18 protein-coding genes are annotated in these 16,316 nt (G+C 60.5%); 14 read left to right on the top strand and 4 right to left on the bottom strand.

Translation table 11 applies throughout. The features are described 5' to 3' along the window. Window positions 1–88: 88 nt before the first annotated feature. A complete protein-coding gene (locus tag CAF63_RS27350) occupies window positions 89–679 on the bottom strand; it encodes a cysteine hydrolase family protein (protein WP_085690494.1) in 591 nt (196 codons plus the stop codon). Between the two features lie 239 nt (window positions 680–918). Between CAF63_RS27350 and prmB the strand changes: the two genes are divergently transcribed. After that, entirely contained in the window at window positions 919–1,827 is a 909-nt protein-coding gene (gene prmB, locus CAF63_RS27355) for a 50S ribosomal protein L3 N(5)-glutamine methyltransferase (protein ID WP_085690495.1), read from the top strand. Window positions 1,828–1,965: 138 nt separating this feature from the next. On the opposite strand, the gene CAF63_RS27360 is transcribed toward prmB, so the two are convergent. Both CAF63_RS27360 and CAF63_RS27365 read right to left on the bottom strand, forming a co-directional pair. Beyond that, window positions 1,966–2,757, bottom strand: a complete 792-nt coding sequence (locus CAF63_RS27360) for a hypothetical protein (RefSeq protein ID WP_085649374.1) — start codon at window positions 2,755–2,757, stop codon at window positions 1,966–1,968. A gap of 97 nt (window positions 2,758–2,854) precedes the next feature. Beyond that, entirely contained in the window at window positions 2,855–3,808 is a 954-nt protein-coding gene (locus tag CAF63_RS27365) for an alpha/beta hydrolase (protein ID WP_085690496.1), read from the bottom strand. Between the two features lie 130 nt (window positions 3,809–3,938). Between CAF63_RS27365 and aroC the strand changes: the two genes are divergently transcribed. The 5 genes from aroC to mtnC all read left to right on the top strand — a co-directional run bounded on the left by aroC (window position 3,939) and on the right by mtnC (window position 8,154). Further along, window positions 3,939–5,030, top strand: coding sequence for a chorismate synthase (gene aroC, locus CAF63_RS27370; RefSeq protein WP_085690497.1), 1,092 nt, complete (start codon window positions 3,939–3,941; stop codon window positions 5,028–5,030). A 31-nt stretch (window positions 5,031–5,061) separates the two neighbouring features. Next, window positions 5,062–6,219 (top strand): MFS transporter, encoded by a 1,158-nt coding sequence (locus CAF63_RS27375; protein ID WP_085690498.1) that lies wholly within the window; start codon window positions 5,062–5,064, stop codon window positions 6,217–6,219. Further along, a complete protein-coding gene (locus tag CAF63_RS27380) occupies window positions 6,203–6,829 on the top strand; it encodes a methylthioribulose 1-phosphate dehydratase (protein ID WP_085690499.1) in 627 nt (208 codons plus the stop codon). Before CAF63_RS27375 ends, CAF63_RS27380 begins: the two co-directional genes overlap by 17 nt. A gap of 91 nt (window positions 6,830–6,920) precedes the next feature. Next, a complete protein-coding gene (locus CAF63_RS27385; RefSeq protein ID WP_039770173.1) occupies window positions 6,921–7,466 on the top strand; it encodes an acireductone dioxygenase in 546 nt (181 codons plus the stop codon). Window positions 7,467–7,470: 4 nt separating this feature from the next. Further along, on the top strand, window positions 7,471–8,154 hold the full coding sequence (gene mtnC, locus CAF63_RS27390; RefSeq protein WP_085690500.1) for an acireductone synthase: 684 nt from the start codon (window positions 7,471–7,473) through the stop codon (window positions 8,152–8,154). A 130-nt stretch (window positions 8,155–8,284) separates the two neighbouring features. Here mtnC and CAF63_RS27395 read toward each other — a convergent pair whose 3' ends face one another. Next, on the bottom strand, window positions 8,285–8,563 hold the full coding sequence (locus CAF63_RS27395; RefSeq protein WP_085690501.1) for a DUF3509 domain-containing protein: 279 nt from the start codon (window positions 8,561–8,563) through the stop codon (window positions 8,285–8,287). Between the two features lie 388 nt (window positions 8,564–8,951). Between CAF63_RS27395 and CAF63_RS27400 the strand changes: the two genes are divergently transcribed. The 8 genes from CAF63_RS27400 to CAF63_RS27435 all read left to right on the top strand — a co-directional run bounded on the left by CAF63_RS27400 (window position 8,952) and on the right by CAF63_RS27435 (window position 16,314). Then, entirely contained in the window at window positions 8,952–10,790 is a 1,839-nt protein-coding gene (locus tag CAF63_RS27400) for a long-chain-acyl-CoA synthetase (protein WP_085690502.1), read from the top strand. Between the two features lie 97 nt (window positions 10,791–10,887). Beyond that, window positions 10,888–11,406, top strand: a complete 519-nt coding sequence (locus tag CAF63_RS27405) for an ankyrin repeat domain-containing protein (RefSeq protein WP_085690503.1) — start codon at window positions 10,888–10,890, stop codon at window positions 11,404–11,406. A 90-nt stretch (window positions 11,407–11,496) separates the two neighbouring features. Continuing rightward, on the top strand, window positions 11,497–12,027 hold the full coding sequence (locus tag CAF63_RS27410; RefSeq protein ID WP_085690504.1) for a hypothetical protein: 531 nt from the start codon (window positions 11,497–11,499) through the stop codon (window positions 12,025–12,027). A 71-nt stretch (window positions 12,028–12,098) separates the two neighbouring features. Continuing rightward, complete coding sequence (locus CAF63_RS27415; protein ID WP_007959984.1) at window positions 12,099–12,290, top strand: PLDc N-terminal domain-containing protein; 192 nt, start codon at window positions 12,099–12,101, stop codon at window positions 12,288–12,290. 253 nt (window positions 12,291–12,543) lie between these two features. Continuing rightward, window positions 12,544–13,419 carry a polyamine aminopropyltransferase gene (speE, locus tag CAF63_RS27420; protein WP_085690505.1) on the top strand — a complete coding sequence of 292 codons (876 nt, stop codon included), beginning with the start codon at window positions 12,544–12,546 and terminating at the stop codon, window positions 13,417–13,419. Window positions 13,420–13,635: 216 nt separating this feature from the next. Continuing rightward, a complete protein-coding gene (locus CAF63_RS27425; RefSeq protein WP_085690506.1) occupies window positions 13,636–13,869 on the top strand; it encodes a hypothetical protein in 234 nt (77 codons plus the stop codon). A 210-nt stretch (window positions 13,870–14,079) separates the two neighbouring features. After that, on the top strand, window positions 14,080–14,427 hold the full coding sequence (locus CAF63_RS27430; protein WP_007959978.1) for a ribonuclease E inhibitor RraB: 348 nt from the start codon (window positions 14,080–14,082) through the stop codon (window positions 14,425–14,427). A gap of 477 nt (window positions 14,428–14,904) precedes the next feature. Then, window positions 14,905–16,314: a circularly permuted type 2 ATP-grasp protein gene (locus tag CAF63_RS27435; protein ID WP_085690507.1), complete on the top strand. Its 1,410-nt coding sequence runs from the start codon at window positions 14,905–14,907 to the stop codon at window positions 16,312–16,314. Window positions 16,315–16,316 lie beyond the last annotated feature (2 nt).

Raw genomic sequence — 16,316 nt, forward strand, 5'->3', positions numbered from 1 at the left:
ACCGGGTTGTTCCTGAGGCTAGGGTAATTGAAGCAAATGCGAGGTTTTTGCAGATGAGCGGCGGGCTGAGCCGCTCATTTACGGTCGATCAGATCAGATCCTGAGTCAGCGCGAGGGTGGCGAAGTTGTCGGCCATGATCGCCATTTCCGCTTCCTGCACCTGTTCGGCGCTAAGCACGCGGCCCTTGAACGGCAGATCGCGGGTGGCGCAGGCGTCTTCGACCAGGGTGCAGCGGAAACCCAGGTTCTTCGCCGCGCGCACGGTGGTGCTGACGCTGGAGTGGCTCATGAAACCGCAGACGATCAGGTCCAGCGAGCCAATGGTTTGCAGACGATCGTAGAGTTCGGTGCCGTGAAAGGCGCTCGGCAGCAGTTTGCCGATGATGGTTTCATCGCCCTGGGGTTCCAGGCCGGGGATGAACTCGCCGCGTTCGCCCTGCGGGTCGAACAGACCGCCGACGGTGCCGAGGTGACGCACATGCACGATCGGCCGACCGGCTGCGCGGGCAGCTGTGACCAGTTGTTTGATGTTCGCAACAGCTGCGTCCATGCCGCTCAGGGCCAGCGGGCCACTGAGGTACTCTTTCTGGGCATCGATGATGACCACGGTGGCATGGCTCAACGTGGCCGCTGCGTAACCGCGACCGCTGAGTTGAAACATCGTTTTTGGAACGGACATTCTGGGGCTCCTTCGGGTGGGGCTTTTGCGACATTGTCCTCTGGCTGAGCGGTTCTGTGAATCGCTACCATCGTAGGCACCGTCGTTGCTGGCCTGCAGCCTTGTCAAGTTACACGATCTGTTCAATAGCCGAGGGGAAAATCGGAAGAGTCCTACCGTCGGCCCGGAGTTTTTCCTGCGTCGTCGTGGCGCGTTTTGGCTGGTAGAATCGCCAGTCGTTTTTTCTGGAGTTCTGCCCCGTGATCACTTCCCGACTTCGTACCCTGCGCGACCACATTCGTTGGGCCGTCAGCCGCTTCCATGGGGAGGATCTGTTTTTCGGCCATGGCACCGACAATGCCTGGGACGAAGCCCGGCAGCTAGTGCTCGGTGCCTTGCACCTGCCATGGGAAATCGCCGACAGCTATCTGGATTGCGCGCTGGAAGACGACGAACTGGTCAATCTTCAGCGCCTGCTCAAGCGTCGCATCGAAGAACGCATTCCGACCGCTTACCTGCTGGGCGAAGCCTGGTTCTGCGGCATGTCGTTCATTGTCGATGAGCGCGTGCTGATCCCGCGCTCGCCGATTGGCGAGCTGATCGAAAACCGCTTTGCCCCATGGATCGGTGACGAACCAGCGCGGATTCTCGACCTGTGCACCGGCTCTGGCTGCATCGGCATCGCGTGCGCGTACGAGTTCCAGAACGCCGAAGTGGTGCTGGCGGACCTGTCGTTCGAAGCGCTGGAAGTGGCGAACCAGAACATCGAGCGTCATGGTGTCGATGAGCGTGTGTTCACCGTGCAGGGCGATGGTTTTGATGGTTTGCCGGGTCAACGTTTCGACCTGATTGTGTCGAATCCGCCTTACGTCGATGCGGAAGATTTCGCCGACATGCCGGACGAATACCAGCACGAGCCAGAGCTGGGCCTGGCCTGCGGCGATGACGGTTTGAACCTGGTTCGCCGGATGCTCGCCGAAGCGGCGGATCACCTGACCGAGAAGGGTTTGCTGATTGTCGAGGTGGGCAACAGCCAGGTACACGTCGAGGCGCTGTACCCGGAAGTCGATTTCGCCTGGCTGGAGTTCGAGCGCGGCGGGCACGGCGTGTTCATGCTGACCGCCGAACAGTGCCGCGCCCATCAGGCACTGTTCTCTTCCCGCGTCTGACCGTCAAAAGCATCGTCGGAACGCCGCCCGGGGCAAGCCCGCTCCCACAGTTTCCGTGTGTACCGCAACACCCGGATACGACACAAAACCTGTGGGAGCGTGGCTTGCCCGCGACGGGGGCGCCTCGGTCTGAAGTCTTTACCGGTGGGTTGCAATCCAGATCAGCAACCCAGCCTGAAACACCGCAAACGCCACCAGACAAGTAATGGTGAAACGCAGTCCGGCGTCTTCCCGCTTGAACTTGCTGACCTTGTCCTCCTGCTTCTTCAGCTTCACTTCCTGCTCGGCCAGATTCTGCTCAGCCTGCTGCAACATCTGCGCGGCTTCGAGAATCTCGACGATCTGCAGCTTTTCGCTGTTCCAGTCACCCAGCAGGTCACCGACCTTCACTTCCTTGACGCTGCCCTTCAAATGCTGAGCATCGGCGTAAACCACATCAAAGCCATGCACCCGCAGAAAGTGATCGCGGCGCAGGCGAGTGTCTTCGTTCAGCGCGTCCTTGTTGTTCAAGTCCATGCCGTCGACGGTGTAGGTGGGCCAGCGTTTTTTCGCCCAGTTGATGCCTTGGGCGGCCATGAAACGGCCGATGCCACGGTTCATCGGTTCGATCTGCAAACCGCTGTCCGGGCCGAAATGCACGCGTTTGGTCGTGTGATCGACCCACACGTCCAGATGATTCTGCTCTTTGCGCACCCGCTGCGCGGGCAACTTGATCGCCATGCGCATCAGGCTGTGTTCTTTGCCGTTGCGTTCGGCGTAACCGAATTCAACGAAGCGCAGCGGCCGTCCGCCGGTGTTACGGTCGGTCTGCAACGGCGCCAGGCGGAGCATCTTGTGGTGCTCGACGTGGACATCCGCCCATGGCAGCTCGACCGCTGGCGGTGCGTCTTTTTCAGCGGTGGTGTCGGGTGAAGTCTGGGTATCAGTCATAACGGCGAGATCCTGTCCAAGCTGCTTGTCGCCAGCCAGTACGCTGGCGACAAAGGCTTATCGGCCGTTTTTCATAGGACTAGAGGGTAAAAAGACCTTAACGGATGCGAAGTCCGTCAATAAATTCAAGGACACGTGTCCCCAACTCAGCCGCCAGTGGCAAATTCGGGTCCTTGTAGGAGGCCAGTTGCCGCTTCACGTCGTTGGGCACGATGCGCAACACGTGGTTCATGCCCTCGATCAGCGCCAGTTGCGCGTCTGGTTTGGCGGCCTTGAGCAATTTCGCATCATCGACCTGGACCTGAATGTCGTTGCTGCCTTGCACGATCAGCGCCGGCATTTTCAGCCGGGCGAAGGCCGCTGCCGGATCCTGACGGAACAACGAAATCAGGTACGGCTGCACACTTGGGCGGAAAATCACCTGCAACGGCGCGGGCACATTATCGTCGGTGCGCCCGGCCTTGAGGCTGTCGAGCAGTTCGTTGCTGCGCAGCATCAGCGGAGGAGGGAGGCTGCGGGCCAGTTGCCGACGCAGCACCTGATCGATCGGTCGGGCCGTGCCGGACAGCGAAATGACCGCCGCCGCGCCGACCTTTGGCGCCGCCAGGCTGGCAATCAGCGCGCCTTCGCTGTGGCCGAGCAGGATCAACGGGCCGAAGCGCGGATCGGCTTTCAGCTTCTGACCCCAGGCCACGGCATCCGCCACGTAGGCTTCCACCGACAGGTTTCGCTCGTCCGGAGTTGCCGCCAGGCTGGCAGCCACACCGCGCTTGTCGAAACGCACACTGGCGACATTGTGTTTGGCCAGCACCCAGGCCAGTCGCTTGAGGCTGTCATTGCGCCCGCCATCGGGGTTGTTTCCGTCACGATCCGTAGGACCCGAGCCAGAAAGGATCAGGACAACCGGCACGGGGTTGTCGGATTTCGGCAGCAACAGCGAGCCGAAAAGTTCGCCGTTGTCGGTGGTCAATGTGACCGGTCGTTGCAGGACAGTCGCCTGGACGAAGCCGGTAAACAGGGAAAGGCTCAAGATCAAAACTCGCAGCATCATCACGCCATCATTTGCCAAGGTGCCGGTTGGACTCACCCACACCGCTAAGGTTCGAGGATGAACTACTCGGTTAGCCTGCGTATACTGGCGCGCATCACGAATTTGGGTTCGATTTCACGGAGCGTCCTGCATGTCCGGCAATACCTACGGCAAGCTGTTCACTGTCACCACCGCGGGCGAAAGCCATGGTCCGGCGTTGGTCGCCATTGTCGACGGCTGCCCGCCGGGCCTGGAGATTTCCCTTGAGGACCTGCAACGCGATCTCGACCGTCGCAAGCCGGGCACCAGCCGCCACACCACCCAGCGCCAGGAAGCCGACGAAGTCGAAATCCTTTCTGGCGTGTTTGAAGGTCGCACCACCGGCTGCTCCATCGGCCTGCTGATCCGCAATACCGACCAGAAGTCCAAGGACTACTCGGCGATCAAGGACCTGTTCCGCCCGGCCCACGCCGACTACACCTACCACCACAAATACGGCGAGCGCGATTATCGTGGCGGCGGTCGCAGCTCCGCGCGGGAAACCGCCATGCGCGTCGCGGCCGGCGCCATCGCCAAGAAGTACCTGGCCAGCCAGGGCATCGTCATTCGTGGCTACATGAGTCAGCTCGGTCCGATCGAAATCCCGTTCAAGACCTGGGAATCGGTCGAGAAGAATGCCTTCTTCAGCCCAGACCCGGACAAAGTGCCGGAGCTGGAAGCCTACATGGACCAGTTGCGACGCGATCAAGACTCCGTCGGGGCGAAGATCACCGTGGTTGCCGAAGGCGTGATGCCGGGCTTGGGTGAGCCGATCTTCGACCGTCTCGACGCTGAACTGGCCCACGCGCTGATGAGCATCAACGCGGTCAAAGGCGTGGAAATCGGCGCCGGTTTCGCCTGCGTCGCCCAGCGCGGCACCGAACACCGTGACGAACTGACCCCGGAAGGTTTCCTCAGCAACAACGCCGGCGGCATCCTCGGCGGGATCTCTTCGGGTCAGCCGATCGTCGCGCACCTGGCGTTGAAACCGACCTCGAGTATCACCACCCCGGGCCGCTCGATCGACATCGACGGCAATCCGGTCGAAGTGATTACCAAGGGCCGTCACGATCCGTGCGTCGGCATCCGCGCCACGCCGATTGCCGAGGCGATGATGGCCATCGTGCTGATGGATCACCTGCTGCGTCACCGTGGTCAGAACGCCGACGTGCGCGTCAGCACCCCGGTGCTGGGTCAGCTTTGATGGGTGATCTCAAAGCCGCCGCGGTCTGACCGTGGCGGCGCTCCCGTACTGGCGGCTGTCCAGTTTCTATCTGTTCTATTTCGCCTTGCTCGGTCCGACGGCGCCGTTTCTGGCGCTGTACTTCGATCATCTCGGATTCAGTGCGGCGCGCATCGGTGAGCTGGTGGCGATTCCGATGCTGATGCGCTGTGTAGCGCCGAACATCTGGGGCTGGCTCGGCGATTACACCGGCAGACGCCTGGCCATCGTGCGCTTTGGCGCGGTGTGTACGCTGCTGACGTTCTCGCTGATTTTCGTCAGCAAGACCTACACCTGGCTGGCGATGGTCATGGCCTTGCATGCGTTCTTCTGGCACGCGGTGTTGCCGCAGTTCGAAGTCATCACCCTGGCGCATTTGCAGGGCCAGACCTCCCGCTATAGTCAGATTCGGCTCTGGGGCTCGATCGGTTTCATCATCACCGTGGTCGCCCTCGGTCGCCTGTTCGAATGGCTCAGCCTCGACATCTACCCGGCGGCGCTGGTGTTGATCATGGCCGGCATCGTGCTCAGCAGCTTGTGGGTGCCGAACGCGCAGCCGCCTCAGGGCAACCGTCCGACGGGGGATGGCTTTCTAAAGCAATTGCGCAATCCCGGGGTGCTGGCGTTCTACGGTTGCGTGGCGCTGATGCAGATGAGCCACGGCCCGTATTACACGTTTTTGACCCTGCACCTTGAGCTACTTGGCTACAGCCGTGGCGTGATCGGCATGCTCTGGGCGGTCGGCGTGGTGGCGGAAGTGCTGATGTTCATGGCCATGAGCCGGATCCTCGCGCGTTTTTCCCTGCGGCGGGTGCTGATGGCGAGTTTTCTGCTGGCGGCGCTGCGCTGGTTGCTGCTAGGTTCGTTCGCCGAGTTCCTGTGGGTCCTGTTGTTTGCCCAGGTGCTGCACGCGGCGACGTTTGGCAGCTTTCATGCGGCTGCCATCGCGTTCGTGCAACGTAGCTTCGGCGCGCGCCAGCAAGGGCAGGGCCAGGCGTTGTATGCCGCGCTGGCCGGCACCGGCGGTGCGCTCGGCGCGTTGTATTCCGGATACAGCTGGAATGCCCTCGGCGCGACATTGACCTTTAGTATTGCCAGTCTCGCAGCGCTCGCCGCTGCCGTTATCATTGCCATTCGAATGCAGAGGACAGGCCATGAGCCTTACCCGTGAACAGCTTGCCCAGCAAATTGTCGACGCCGGGCGTTTTCTTTATGGTCGCGGCTGGTCGCCGGCCACCAGCAGCAATTACTCGACGCGCCTGTCGCCGAGCGAAGCGCTGCTGACCGTGTCCGGCAAGCACAAGGGCCAGCTGGGCCTGGACGACGTGCTCGCCACCGACCTGTCCGGCAACAGCCTGGAACCGGGCAAAAAACCGTCCGCCGAAACCCTGTTGCACACCCAGCTCTACAGCTGGCGTCCGGAAATCGGCGCCGTGTTACACACCCACTCGGTGAACGCCACGGTGCTGTCGCGCCTGACACCGCAAGACTTCATCGAGTTCGAAGACTACGAACTGCAAAAAGCCTTCAGCGGCATCTCGACCCACGAATCCCGGGTGCGGGTGCCGATCTTCGACAACGATCAGAACATTGCGCGCCTCGCCGCCAAGGTGCAGCCTTGGCTCGACGCCCATCCCGATTGCGTCGGTTATCTGATTCGCGGCCACGGCCTCTACACCTGGGGCGCGCAGATGAGCGATGCGCTGCGCCAGATCGAGGCCTTTGAATTCCTGTTTGAATGCGAGTTGAAGACCCGCAGCGTCATGAACCGCCAAGGCTGACTTCACCAGAACCAGCCCATTTGCCTGATGAATGCAGTGCCCGACCGGTCTGAAAGAACCGGACGGCAAGGCCGATACCGAGGAATGCCCCATGAGCAGCCTGTCCGTCTATCACGTTTCCAGCCCCGAGATTCCGAACAAGGTGCTGACCCATTTCGAAGACATCGCCTCGACCCTGGCTGAGCAGGGCGTGCGCTTCGACCGCTGGCAAGCCGCCGCGAAGATCCAGCCCGGCGCCAGCCAGGAAGAAGTGATCGGTGCCTATAAAGAACAGATCGACAAACTGATGACCGAGCGCGGTTACATCACGGTCGATGTGATCAGCCTCAACAGCGATCACCCGCAAAAAGCCGAATTGCGCGCCAAGTTCCTTGAAGAGCATCGCCATGGCGAAGACGAAGTACGCTTTTTCGTCGCCGGTCGTGGCCTGTTTACCCTGCACATCGACGATTACGTATACGCGGTGCTGTGCGAAAAGAACGACCTGATTTCGGTGCCAGCCGGCACCAAACACTGGTTCGACATGGGTGAGAACCCACATTTTGTGGCGATCCGTCTGTTCAACAACCCTGAAGGCTGGGTCGCCAATTTCACCGGCGAAGACATTGCCGGCCGCTTCCCGCGTCTGGAGGACTGAGCCGATGTCGATCAAGGTCATTCTCACCGACATCGAAGGCACCACCAGCGCGGTGAGTTTTGTGTTCGACGTGCTGTTCCCGTACGCAGCGAAACATCTGCCGGACTTCGTTCGCCAGAACGCCCGGCGCGCTGACGTTGCCGAGCAACTGGACGCCGTGCGCCGCGACAGCAGCGAACCGCAGGCTGACGTCGAGCGGGTCGTGGACATTCTGCTGGCCTGGATCGCCGAAGACCGCAAAGCCACGCCGCTGAAAGCGTTGCAGGGTATGGTCTGGGAACAGGGTTATCAGGCCGGGCAGTTGAAAGGCCATGTTTATCCGGACGCTGTTGAAGCGCTCCAGCGCTGGCATCAGGCCGGTTATCAACTGTTTGTTTATTCGTCCGGTTCGATTCAGGCGCAGAAGCTGATTTTTGGTTGCTCGGAAGCAGGGGATTTGACGCCGCTGTTCAGCGGTTATTTCGACACCACGTCCGGCCCGAAGCGCGAAGCGCAGTCGTACAGCAACATCCAGCAGGTCATCGGTGTCGAACCGCAGGAGATCCTGTTCCTGTCCGATATCGTGCAGGAACTCGATGCCGCCCAGGCCGCCGGCCTGCAAACCTGCGGGCTGGCCCGTGAAGGCGGGGAACTGGCAGGGCATGTGACCGTTGACAGCTTCACCGGGATCGAACCGGAAGCGTTCTGAACCTTCTTTTCAGGAAAACAAATGTGGGAGCCAGCCTGCTGGCGATGGCGGTAGTTCAGTCAAATAGATTTTGCCTGGTACACCGCTATCGCCAGCAGGCTGGCTCCCACACGTTTGTGCGGGTATGAAATTACATCGAGTGATAGGTCGGCAGGGCAAAACGCTGCTGACTTTGCAGCATGCCGATTTGCGGCAGTTCGCTGGCTTGTTCCGCCAGATCACGACGGATCGCGCTGATCGCCCACGACAGTTGGTCGGCGGCGTGCAATTGCTGATAGGTCAGCGCGCGTTTGAACACTTTGCCGTCGGCACTCTTCAGCGTCAGCAAAATCCCGCCATCGGGACGTGGTGCGGTGGTGACGGCGAAGTTGGAGAACAGGGAGGTAAATTTTTCTTGGATCAGGCTCATGTCTTTCAGCTCCGTATGCACTTGAATGGCAAGCATGCGTAGGGAGTTGCAGCGATTGTGCCAGTATTTATTTTTTTAAAAATCGTTATAAATCAATAACTTAAAAACATGGCTTATTTCATCTGTCGTGCAATCTGCATGAATAGCCATCGTGCATCCTGCATTTTGCGGGATCGCTGTCGATCCGATGGAACCAATCGAGCCGGCTGCAATCCCGCTTCGTCTAGTAACGCTGGCGGATACAAAACATTGCAAAAACCGCGTGTACAGCCCGCGAAGCCCTGACGTATTTTCGGCCTCGACCCTCGCGCAAGAAGCGCCGGTTGCGTCACCCGATTGCCCGACAATAAAAATCCGGCCTGCACGTCAAGGTCGAACGGGAGCTGCCATGCGCCACGCGCCGAGCGACACAATTACCTGGGGCATGATGCTCCGCAAACTACCGATGATTGCCAAAGCCATCCCCCGGGTGGTGAAAGGCATGAAGGTGGCCAACGTCAAGGATCCGACCCAAACCTGTGGCCTGGGCTGGACATTCGAGCAAGCGACCCTGCGCAATCCCGAGGGCCCCGCGCTGCTGTCGGGCGAGGTGGTGCTGAGTTATTCACAGGTCAACCAGTGGGCCAACCGCATCGCCCACTATCTGATCGGGCAGGGCATCGGCAAAGGCGATGTGGTGGCGGTGTTCATCGAGAACCGCCCGGAATTGCTGGTGACGATTCTGGCCCTGGCCAAAGTGGGCGCCGTCAGTGCGCTGCTCAATACCTCGCAGACCCGCGATACGCTGATCCACAGCATCAATCTGGTGACACCGGCGGCGATTGTCGTCGGTGAAGAATTGCTGCCGGCATTTGCGGCGGTACGCGAGCAAGTGTCGATCCCGACAGCGCGCGCCTGGTTCGTCGCCGATCAGGATACCTTCACCCATCCGGGCATCGCGCCTGAGGGCTATATCAACCTGATCAGCGCCAGTGCCGACGCTTCGGGCGACAACCCGGCCAGCAGCCGGCAGATTTTCTTCGATGATCCCTGTTTCTATATCTACACTTCCGGCACCACCGGTTTGCCCAAGGCCGGGGTGTTCAAGCACGGACGCTGGATGCGCAGTTCGGCGAGCTTCGGCATGATCGCCCTCGACATGCGCCCCGACGACATCGTCTATTGCACCTTGCCGCTGTACCACGCCACCGGGCTTTGCGTGTGCTGGGGTTCGGCGGTCAATGGCGCGTCGGGTTTCGCGATACGCCGCAAGTTCAGCGCCCGGCAGTTCTGGAGCGACGTGCGCCGCTACCGCGCAACCACCATCGGCTACGTCGGCGAGTTGTGCCGGTATCTGGTGGATCAGCCGCTCAGCGCCGACGACAGTCGTCATGACGTGCGCAAGATGATCGGCAATGGTTTGCGGCCCGGTGCGTGGGCCGAGTTCAAGACCCGCTTCGGCGTGGATCACATCTGCGAGCTGTACGCCGCCAGCGACGGCAATATCGGCTTCACCAACATCCTCAATTTCGACAACACTATCGGTTTCTCGCTGATGGCCTGGGAGCTGGTCGCCTATGACCAGGACAGCGGCGAACCGATTCGCGGCGCTGACGGGTTCATGCGCAAGGTCGGCCGGGGCGAGCGAGGCCTGTTGCTGGCGCGGATCGACGACAAGGCGCCGCTGGACGGCTACACCGATCCGCAGAAAACCGCCAAGGTCGTGCTGCAGGACGTGTTCACCAAGGGCGATCGCTTCTTCAACACCGGCGATCTGCTGCGCAATATCGGTTTCGGTCACGCACAGTTTGTCGACCGCCTCGGCGACACCTATCGCTGGAAGGGCGAGAACGTCTCGACCACCGAGGTCGAAAATCTGCTGCTTCAGCATCCGCATATTTCCGAAGCGGTGGCCTATGGCGTGGAAATCCCCAACACCAACGGGCGCGCCGGGATGGCGGCGATCACCCCGGCCGAGTCCCTGGCGACCCTGGATTTCGCCGGGCTGCTGGCCTTCGCCCGCCAGTGCATGCCGGCCTATGCGGTGCCGTTGTTCTTGCGGGTCAAGGTGAAGATGGAAACCACCGGGACCTTCAAATACCAGAAGACCCGCCTGAAAAACGAAGGCTTCGACCCCGGCTTGACGGGCGATGACCCGATTTATGCCTGGCTGCCGGGAACCGAAACCTACGTGCAGGTCACGGATGAAATCCTTGCGGACATCCGGGCAGGCAAGTTCCGTTATTGATATTGGCTATCGGCAGTCTTGGAAAAAAGGGGATGACAGCTATCGCCGCGCTCGGGAAACTAGCGGTTTTCCGATTGACCGAAAGTGGAGTTGCCTCATGTCCGACCAAAGCCGCCAGATGACCCCCGAAGAAGCTGCCGAATTCACCGAGCAGGTATTCAACAAGGCGCGCGAGGGCGATGCGGTGATGCTGGATCGCCTGATCACTGCCGGTCTGCCGGTGAACCTGACCAACAGCAAGGGCGACACCCTGCTGATGCTCGCCAGTTACTACGGGCATGTGGACGCGGTGCAAGTGCTGCTCAAGCACAAGGCCGACCCGGAACAACGCAACGGCAACGGCCAGAGCCCGATTGCCGGCGCGGCGTTCAAGGGCGATCTGGCCGTGGTCAAGGCCCTGGTCGAGGGCGGGGCGCAGATTGAAGGCGCCTCCTTCGATGGCCGCACGGCGCTGATGATGGCGGCGATGTTCAACCGGGTTGAAATCGTCGACTTCCTGATCGATCAGGGCGCCGATCCGAAAGCCAAGGATGCCAACGGCATCACCGCGCTGGACGCGGCCCGCACCATGGGCGCTGTGGACACCACCGCGCAGCTGGAAAAACTGCTGGGCTGACGCCGCTGGCCGGAACCCGCTCTGTGGCGAAGGCGAGAATGCGCTATCCTTCGCGCCCTCAAAATTCTCTTCGCCACAGGATCCGCCCCCATGAAAGCCGCACTCGCCGAACTCATCAGCAAAATCAGCTCCGGCTGCATGGGCGAAGACGAGATCCTGAAGGTCGCTGACGAAGCGGCGCAGGCCTACGCCGATGCCGACGCTTTTCTGACCGCCAATCCGGACATCAACTACGACGACACTTTCCCGATTCCGCTGGGCGAGTGGGTGGTGGTCGGCAGCCTGCCGGAAACCGTGCTGTTCCAGGCCGACACCTACGTTGACCTGTTCGCGCAGATCGTTGCGTCGTTCGGCCCGGGCGTCGAGTTCAACCTCAAGCCCAAACAACTGGCCAGGACCGAGGCGCTGACCGCGCTCAACCGCATCCAAGTGCAGATGAGCAGCCTGAACAAGGAAAACGGCGGTTACACGCTGATGAACTTCAGCCAGTTGCTCGACGACGAGCTGCAGGTGGTGCTGGTCTACGGCAACGACGTGCCGCGAGTGCTGGAGCTATGCGCCGAAACCGGCATCGCTGCCGCGCCGTCGCTGGAAGCCCTGAAAGTCGCCGTTCACGTCTGAACGCAATAAAAGGGAACCCTGTGCGCGACCGTCTATCCTAAAAGTGCAAGCCACTATTCTGGAGCGACACCATGGGTTCCACGTTCAATGGCCTGGTCGGCCTGATCATTCTTGCGCTCGACATCTGGGCGATCATCAATGTGCTGAAAAGCGGCGCCGAGACCGGGATGAAAATCCTCTGGGTGCTGCTGATCATCCTCCTGCCGGTGCTGGGCCTGATCATCTGGGCGATTGCCGGCCCGCGGGGCAATGTGCGGATCTAGTTTCACAACTGAACAGGTTCTTTCCTGTGGGGGCGAGTTTGCTCGCGAAGGCGATTTTTCATTCAGCAAATGTGTTGAGTCGGATGGCCTCTTCGCGAGCAAGCTCGCTCCCACATTTGCCTTTCTGCGGCTTCAAAATGTCGTCTGTCAGCGGAAGGTTCGACCTGTCATCTTCGGCAACGTAGAATGCGCGCCTTTCCCGGGCAATCGAACCTGACGATTGGCGCCCGCGCATTCATCGGAGCACTTCACCATGACCGTCACCAAGACCAGCGAATACCTGGAAACCCTCTACGAAGGCTACGGCCAGCGTTTTCGTATGGAAAAACTGCTGCACGAAGTGCGCACCGAACACCAGCACCTGGTGATTTTCCAGAACCCGCGCATGGGCCGGGTGATGGCGCTGGACGGCGTGATCCAGACCACCGAAGCCGATGAATTCATCTACCACGAAATGCTCACCCACGTGCCGATCCTCGCCCACGGCACCGCCAAGCGCGTGCTGATCATCGGCGGCGGCGACGGCGGCATGCTGCGCGAAGTGACCAAACACGCCAGCGTCGAGCACATCACCATGGTCGAGATCGACGGCACCGTGGTCGACATGTGCAAGGAGTTCCTGCCAAACCACTCCAAGGGCGCCTACGACGATCCACGCCTGAACCTGGTAATCGACGACGGCATGCGCTTCGTTGCCACCACCACCGAAAAATTCGACGTGATCATTTCCGACTCCACCGACCCGATCGGCCCGGGCGAAGTGCTGTTCTCGGAAAACTTCTACCAGGCCTGCCACCGCTGCCTGAACGAGGGCGGCATCCTCGTGACCCAGAACGGCACGCCGTTCATGCAGATCGAAGAAGTGAAAACCACCGCCGGCCGCCTGCGCAGCCTGTTCCCGGACTGGCACTTCTATCAGGCGGCCGTGCCGACCTACATCGGCGGTTCGATGACTTTCGCCTGGGGCTCGACCAACCCGGCCTACCGCAAGCTGAGCCGCGAAACCCTGCAACAGCGCTTCATCGGCAGCGGCATCGTCACCCGCTACTACAACCCGGAAATCCACATTGGCGCCTTCGCCTTGCCGCAATACGTGCTGCAAGCGGTGAACAAGCCAAGCAACGACTAAAAGCACCGTAAAACCCCTGTGGGAGCGGGCTTGCTCGCGAAGGCGTCTTATCATTCAACGTAGAGTTGACTGGTCGTTCGCTTTCGCGAGCAAGCCCGCTCCCACATGGATAGCTTTTTTTTCATGTTCGGCGGATGTAAACCTTTTGAACGATCAATCCTGACAAAAGTCGAGATAGGTGTAAGCCCACATGCGGGTTTGATCGAGGAGGCTCCGATGTCAAAGTGGAAAGTCACTTTCGTGGACGATCATGGTGAAACGATCGACGAAGTCTTCGAGTGCGAGGAATGCCCCAGTCACGAACGGGCAGCCCGCCTCATCAAGGAACGATTGTTGCCGGTCGCCGCCGAGCTTGACCTGAACGATCTGGAAGGGCGCACCGCCGATGCCGGCGTAAAAAGCCTGAAAACCCAGCACAGCATCGAAATCCGCAGCATCACCCCAATCTGAAACTTCCTTTACATTGCTCACCAGGCCTTGGCAGCGGCTCTATATTGGGGCTACTCTGCAAGCGAGATCAGCGAACGGATCGCTAAGGTCTGGTCTTGTCAGCTACATGCTTGTTTCCCGTCGGCAACGCGGTTGCCACAGTGCCGGACGCAGTAGGGACCGGTGCAGGGAATACGGAAAGTCTATCCATCTATGCGAGGGAGACGATTCATGAGCACAGCCTATCAAGAAGACATCAGCAGCAGCGTGCTGCGCCGCATGAAAGAAGGCGGTTTCGATTTTTCCCGATTCCATCCCATCGAGTTCTACGCCATTTTCCCGGACGAGGAGCGGGCACGCAGGGCGGCAGGCAAGTTTCGCGGTGAATCCATCAATGCCCAGGTCAGTGCGCGCGACGACGGCGCCTGGTCGCTGGAATTGAGCAAGGTGATGTACGCAACCTACGACGACATTGGCGATTTCGAGCAGGGCTTTTCGGCGGTGGTCGAGCCCTTGGGCGGCATCATCGAAGGCTGGGGCGTGAAACAGGAGATCCGCAACCGGCACCGTTTGAACTGATCACTCTCGCAACACGTCGAGCAACGGCTGACCTTCGGGTCGGCCGTTGTCGTTTCTGCCTCTTGAACAACCTGTGGCAAAACCCTGAAACAAGAATCCGGAGCAAAAAAAAGCCACCTGAAAAGGTGGCTAAAAGGGAAGACCGGAAGGAGAGGAAACCGGTCAGGGTTACGGCCGGGAGGGCTGCCGAGGCAAGCCGGATCAGTGGGGCTGCGGGCTTCGTCAGGGACGTTTTTGCAGCGGATGCGCGGATTATCCGCAGCCGCCGGCGGGCAGTGAAATCAACTCTGACTATGCTGGTGATAGGCGACGGGACTGCGTCGCAATGAAGCGGGGGCGATCAGGTTGGGGCAATTGCCGCACAGGAATGGTGCGGGGTTTGTGGCGTGAATATCCAACCGATTGAAATCAAAGCGTTTATGCCGATGGCACGGGCCTTGCGAAGGCCCGTATGTCCGGGGTGACAAGGAGTACGGCATGATCCGCACCTATTTTGATGAAATGTACGATGCCGGCGGCCAGGTCCGCCCGCATTACCGGGAGTTTGCCCGCTGGCTGGCCGAGACGCCTGACGAACTGCTGGCCCAGCGGCGACGCGAGGCCGATCTGCTGTTCCATCGCGCCGGGATCACCTTCACGCTCTACGGGGACGAGCAAGGGACAGAACGCCTGATTCCCTTCGACACCATTCCGCGCAGCATCCCCGCCAGCGAGTGGCGGATCGTCGAGCGGGGCTGCATCCAGCGGGTCAAGGCGTTGAACATGTTCCTCGCCGACCTTTACCACGAGCAACGCATCATCAAGGCCGGGATCATTCCCGCCGAGCAGGTGCTGGCCAACGAGCAATACCAGTTGGCGATGCAGGGGCTGGATCTGCACCGCGATATCTATTCGCACATCTCCGGCGTCGATCTGGTGCGCGACGGCGACGGCACGTATTACGTGCTCGAGGACAACCTGCGCACGCCGAGCGGCGTGAGCTACATGCTCGAAGACCGCAAGATGATGATGCGCCTTTTCCCCGAGCTGTTCGCGGCCCAGCGCATCGCCCCGATCGACCATTACCCGAACCTGCTGCTCGACACCCTGAAAAGCTCTAGCCCGATCGACGACCCGAGTGTGGTGGTGCTGACGCCGGGACGGTTCAACAGCGCGTTTTTCGAGCATGCGTTTCTCGCCCGGGAAATGGGCGTGGAGCTGGTAGAAGGCGCGGATCTGTTCGTGCGCGACGACAAAGTCTTCATGCGCACCACCGACGGCCCGAAAGCGGTGGACGTGATCTACCGCCGGCTCGACGACGCGTTCCTCGATCCGCTGGCCTTCCGCCCGGATTCGATGCTCGGCGTGCCGGGTCTGCTGTCGTCGTATCGCTCCGGCAATGTGGTGCTGGCCAATGCCATCGGCACCGGCGTGGCTGACGACAAGTCGGTGTATCCGTTCGTTACCGAGATGATCCGTTTCTACCTCGACGAAGAACCGATCCTGAAGAACGTGCCGACCTGGCAATGCCGCAATCCGTCTGAACTTTCCCATGTACTGGCCAATCTTCCGGATCTGGTGGTCAAGGAAACCCAGGGCTCCGGCGGTTACGGCATGCTCGTGGGGCCGGCGGCGACGACCGCGGAAATCGATGCGTTCCGCGAGCGGATCAAGGCCAAGCCTCACGCCTATATCGCACAACCGACGCTGTCGCTGTCGACCTGTCCGACCTTTGTCGAAAACGGCATTGCGCCGCGCCATATCGACCTGCGCCCGTTCGTATTGTCCGGCCGCGAAACCCGGGTCGTGCCCGGCGGTTTGACCCGTGTCGCCCTGCGTGAAGGCTCTCTGGTGGTGAATTCATCCCAGGGTGGCGGAACCAAGGACACCTGGGTGGTCGAGGATTGAAG

This window comes from Pseudomonas sp. B20(2017), from assembly GCF_002113125.1.
In the GTDB taxonomy this organism is placed as follows: Bacteria; Pseudomonadota; Gammaproteobacteria; order Pseudomonadales; family Pseudomonadaceae; genus Aquipseudomonas.